5 protein-coding genes are annotated in these 3,631 nt (G+C 62.0%); 3 read left to right on the top strand and 2 right to left on the bottom strand.

Annotation, left to right across the window (positions count from 1 at the left end):
• Together hemL and thiD are read right to left on the bottom strand one after the other, a co-directional pair.
• On the bottom strand, positions 1-1,279 hold a 1,279-nt coding region (gene hemL, locus AC2VLV_RS03700), incomplete at its 3' end, for a glutamate-1-semialdehyde 2,1-aminomutase (RefSeq protein ID WP_486988691.1).
• Between the two features lie 283 nt (positions 1,280-1,562).
• Positions 1,563-2,426, bottom strand: coding sequence for a bifunctional hydroxymethylpyrimidine kinase/phosphomethylpyrimidine kinase (gene thiD, locus AC2VLV_RS03695; protein ID WP_486988690.1), 864 nt, complete (start codon positions 2,424-2,426; stop codon positions 1,563-1,565).
• Between the two features lie 184 nt (positions 2,427-2,610).
• Here thiD and AC2VLV_RS03690 point away from each other — a divergent pair, with 184 nt between their 5' ends.
• The 3 genes from AC2VLV_RS03690 to AC2VLV_RS03680 form a co-directional block, all read left to right on the top strand.
• A complete protein-coding gene (locus tag AC2VLV_RS03690; protein ID WP_013106818.1) occupies positions 2,611-2,763 on the top strand; it encodes a rubredoxin in 153 nt (50 codons plus the stop codon).
• Positions 2,764-2,863: 100 nt separating this feature from the next.
• Positions 2,864-3,274, top strand: coding sequence for a response regulator (locus AC2VLV_RS03685; RefSeq protein ID WP_486988689.1), 411 nt, complete (start codon positions 2,864-2,866; stop codon positions 3,272-3,274).
• A gap of 21 nt (positions 3,275-3,295) precedes the next feature.
• Positions 3,296-3,631 (top strand): response regulator (locus AC2VLV_RS03680; protein WP_486988688.1); only part of this gene is annotated, 336 nt, incomplete at its 3' end.

Here is a 3,631-nt window from a genome sequence, read left to right as displayed (position 1 = left end):
TCATGTCCGCAAACGCACCGTCTGCCGCCTGCAGCGTGGCCTCGATCACCGCATCGTCGTGCGCCGCGGAGACGAAACCCGCTTCGTACATGCTGGGCGCCAGATACACGCCGCGGTCGAGCATGGCGTGGAAAAAGCGTTTGAAAATCTCAACATCGGCCAAGGCCATATCGGGATAGTTGCGCGGCAGCTCTGCTGAGAAATAGAAGCCGAACATGCCCCCTTCGCTGTCGGTACGGAAGGTCACGCCGTGGCGTGCGGCGGCGGCGTCCAGGCCAAGCATCAGTTTTTGGGTCGCAGCGCTCAGGCGCTCGTAAAACCCCGGCTGCTGAATCAGGCGCAGTTGCGCCATGCCGGCGGCCACCGCCACCGGATTGCCCGACAGCGTGCCCGCCTGGTACACCGCGCCAAGCGGCGAGAGTTTGTGCATCACGTCGGCGCGGCCGCCGAAGGCCGCCAGCGGCATGCCGCCGCCAATCACCTTGCCCATCACCACCAGATCGGGGCGAATGCCGTACACCTGTTGCGCGCCGCCCAGCGCCACGCGAAAACCGGTCATCACCTCGTCCCACACCAGCAACGCGCCGTGCTCGGTGCACAGTTCGCGCAGACGCTGATGCCAGGCCTGGGTGCCCCGGATGAAATTCATATTGCCCGCGATGGGTTCCACCATCACGCAGGCGATTTCGTGTCCCTGCCGGGCAAACAATTCCTCGATCTGGGCGATGTTGTTGAACTCCAGCACCAGCGTGTGCCTGGCCAGATCGGCAGGCACCCCGGCGGAACTGGGATTTCCGAAGGTCAGCAAGCCCGAACCGGCCTTGACCAGCAGACTGTCCGCATGGCCGTGGTAGCAGCCTTCGAACTTGACGATGGCATCGCGCCCGGTAAAGCCCCGCGCCAGACGAATGGCGCTCATGCCAGCTTCGGTGCCGCTGGACACCAAGCGCACCATTTCGACCGCAGGCATGAGCTTGCAGATGGCTTCGGCCATGTCGATTTCGTCGGCAGTGGGCGCGCCGAAACTCAGCGAACGCGTGGCGGCGCGCTGCACCGCCTCGACAACCTCCGGGTGAGCGTGCCCGGCGATCATCGGCCCCCAGGAGCCGATGTAGTCGATGTAGCGCGTGCCTTCGGCGTCGATCATGTAGGGGCCTTCGGCCCGGTCGATGAAGCGCGGTACGCCGCCGACCTGGCGAAATGCGCGCACCGGCGAGTTGACCCCGCCGGGAATAGTGCGCTGGGCGCGATCAAACAGCTGCTGATTCGTGATGGACATGGTGCTCTTTCCTTGAACGGACATCGCCCAGAATAGTGCAGTGTTTTACGCTTGATGGAACAAATAAAACCGATGGATTTGGCGTCAGGGCAAGGCGCCAACCACAGCGATACCCGTAGGTATCGCGCGGATGGGCAACGCCGCCCTGGCGGCAAAGACGCGGTTTTATGCTCCAGATAGCGTGAAACACTGCACTAGCAGGGCGATGAGAAGAAAACGGGATACGGGTTGTTTGACTGGCGCTCGGGCCGCGGAATGCCAAACGTCCCCGAGGCCCCCGAGGTCACTGCAATGTCGGCGTGCCCGGCTCGCCCGGCATGTCGTCTTCCTCGTCGGTGGGCTGCGCCCAGAAGAAGCGGTCGGGCACCACCTGCCCCATGCCGGGGCGGTAGCCGAAATCGAGGCAATGATCGAGGTATTCGATGGCCTCATGCACCGCCTGATCGAGCTTGGCGCCATTGGCGAGTATCGCGGTAAGCACCGCCGACAAGGTATCGCCGGCGCCAGTGAACCCGGCCTCGAACAGCTCGAAACTCTCGCGCAGCAACACCCGCCGCGGGCTCATCAGCACGTTCTCCACCTTGCCCTCGCTGGCCACGATGCCGGTCACCAGCAGGTATTGCACGCCAAGCTGCTGCGACTTTTGCATCAGCGCATCGAGCGTGGGCGGCGCCTCGCCGTCCCAATCGGGCAGCAACAACTGGGTGAGCGCGCTCTGGTTGCCGGTGAGCACGCGGGTTTGCGGCAGGATGAGATCCTGCATTGCCTTGATGTAATCATCGGTCTGCGATTCGTCGAGCACGTGGAAATTGCTGGCATAGGTGACCAGCGGCACCTGGCTGTAGTCGGCCAGCAGTTCGGCCACGGCATTGACCACGTCGACGCTGCCGAGAAAGCCGACCTTCCAGGCCGAGATCTCGACGTCTTCGAGCACGGCCCGCGCCTGTTCCACCACAGCGTCGGCCTCGATCTCGATGGTGTCGAAAATCTCTGCGGTATCGCGCACCCAGAGCGCGGTCGTGACCGGCAGGGGATGGCAGCCCACGGCCGAGCACGACGCCAGATCGGCCGCGAGCCCCGCGCTGCCGCTGGGGTCAGCCGCGTTGAAGAACATCACGGCGGGGGGGGATTCTGTGGATTCGGTCATCATGCTGGCATGGTAGTGCGACTGCAGGTCGGCGCAAGCCTGGTCCCGCACCGACCTTGCAGTGATCTTGATTCTCCGCAGCGGTGCTTGCCTTGTAGGTCAAAATGCAACAGCGCGCCATAGAATCGTTGAATCTTCTCCTCTACCCCGATACGCTGTGGACAAACAAGAACTTTGCAGTTGGATGTGCCTGATCTGCGGCTTCATTTACTCTGAAGCCGAGGGCCATCCAGAGAGCGGCATTGCACCGGGTACGCGTTGGGCCGATGTGCCGATGAACTGGACCTGTCCCGAGTGTGGTGCGCGCAAAGAAGATTTCGAAATGGTGCCGGTCTAGTCGGCGCCATTTTTTGAGAAGGTGCCGGTTTAATCGGGAACGGCAAGTCACCGCAGTTTTTTTCAGCGTTTTTTCTTTTCCCCTTTTGCAAAGGATGTGCATGGTTGCGCCTACCAGCCCATTCAAAGTGTTGGTCATCGATGACAGCAACACCATCCGCCGCAGCGCCGAGATTTTTCTCAAGCAGGCCGGCTATGAGGTGCTGCTCGCCGAAGACGGCTTTGACGCTTTGTCCAAGGTCAACGACCACGGCCCCGACCTGATTTTCTGCGACATTCTGATGCCCCGGCTCGACGGCTACCAGACCGTGGCCGTCATCCGCCGCAGCGGCAGGTTTTCCCATATTCCCATGGTCATGCTCTCCAGCAAGGACGGCGTGTTCGACAAGGCGCGCGGCCGCATGGTCGGTGCGCAAGACTATCTGACCAAGCCCTTCACCAAAGACCAACTGCTCGACGCGGTCAAGCGGCACCTGAATGCCAACCAGCCCGCCGCGGCGACCGGCTCCTGATCGCTCCTCTTTTCATCTGCCATGCCCGTACACAACATCCTCATCGTTGACGATTCCAAGACCGAGCTGTACTTCCTCTCCGACCTGCTCACCAAGCACGGCTTTACGGTGAACACGGCGGAAAACGGCGAGCAGGCGCTGGCCATGCTCGCGGCCGTGAAGCCCGATCTGATTCTGATGGACGTGGTGATGCCCGGCCAGAACGGCTTTCAACTCACCCGACAGATCACGCGCGACCCCGATTTCTCAGGCATTCCCGTCATCATGTGCACCAGCAAGAAGCTCGAAACCGACAAGGTCTGGGCCATGCGTCAAGGGGCATCCGACTATGTCATCAAGCCGGTGAACGCCACCGAG

Source organism: Thiomonas sp. TH-17, assembly GCF_057473305.1.
The sequence above is the reverse complement of the archived record's forward strand: the minus strand, read 5'-3'. Positions and strand labels throughout refer to the sequence as shown.

What these genes read in the sequence shown, in the direction of transcription:
- thiD (WP_486988690.1), bottom strand. Translation starts at nt 2,426, where the DNA reads ATGACCGAATCCACAGAATCCCCCCCCGCCGTGATGTTCTTCAACGCG.
- AC2VLV_RS03690 (WP_013106818.1), top strand. Translation starts at nt 2,611, where the DNA reads ATGTGCCTGATCTGCGGCTTCATTTACTCTGAAGCCGAGGGCCATCCA.
- AC2VLV_RS03685 (WP_486988689.1), top strand. Translation starts at nt 2,864, where the DNA reads ATGGTTGCGCCTACCAGCCCATTCAAAGTGTTGGTCATCGATGACAGC.